Annotated in this window: 1 protein-coding gene; it reads right to left on the bottom strand. The window is 50.1% G+C overall.

What is annotated here, in order from left to right; all coding sequences use genetic code 11:
• Positions 1–116 precede the first annotated feature (116 nt).
• On the bottom strand, positions 117–781 hold a 665-nt coding region (locus tag ASU03_RS21265; protein ID WP_197411324.1), incomplete at its 5' end, for a hypothetical protein.

The following is a 781-nucleotide window of genomic DNA, read 5'->3' as shown; positions in this document are numbered from 1 at the left end:
GCAGACTGGGTGTCAGCACCAGTCGTTAGCATTTCCATTGATTTTGCTGGCATCTCAATACGAAAAAAATCGTTACCTCGATAGCTGAGGGCTCGTGCGCAGCCGCAGGCGGGTCCTCAGCCGTAGGTTGGGCCATCGTCATCTGGTTTAGGCCTTCTGCCGTACTTGTCGCGTTTGATGCCAAAAAGCTTGTCCATCTTGTCCGTGGCCGTTTCTAGATCCGCGCCGCTAGCTGACTCCCTCGGCTCAATGGGCTTGTCCAGGATGTCCAGCAGAGGTTCAACACGTTCGCGTTGCTTCACAACGACCGCAACGGCCTTAAGTTCACGATCTATCTCGCGTCGATGCTGAGTGATCATGCCTCTGACCAGGGAAATGTCGCGAGGCGCCATAGGCTCCGCACTACCTGTGAAAAAATTCCGACCCAGACTCAATCCCGCAAACAACTTCGTGATCCAGTTCCTGATTTCTCTGAGTTGTTTTTCCTGTTCAGGATCAAGTTGCCAGCGGTTTTTAGTACGTTGTAAATCTTCGTTCGCTAGTTTTGTTTGCATCTTGTGTAACTCGCGATTTAACTTATCAATCACAGGGTCGCCGCTTTGCATTGGCCCCACGCCAGAAGTGGCATCATCAACCCCACCGCCAATGCCATCTACAGTGAAGCTTGAGTCTGCAAGCTGGACTAGCGCACTATTGTCAGCAATATACTTGTTAACACTATAGCGAGAGTCAGCATAATCACTAAGGCTATATTTTGTTGCTGAGAGTTCTTCTGCATAAT

The sequence above is a fragment of the Colwellia sp. TT2012 genome (assembly GCF_001440345.1).
Classification (GTDB): domain Bacteria; phylum Pseudomonadota; class Gammaproteobacteria; order Enterobacterales; family Alteromonadaceae; genus Colwellia.
Note: the sequence above shows the minus strand (reverse complement) of the source record. Positions and strands in the feature narration are given on the sequence as shown.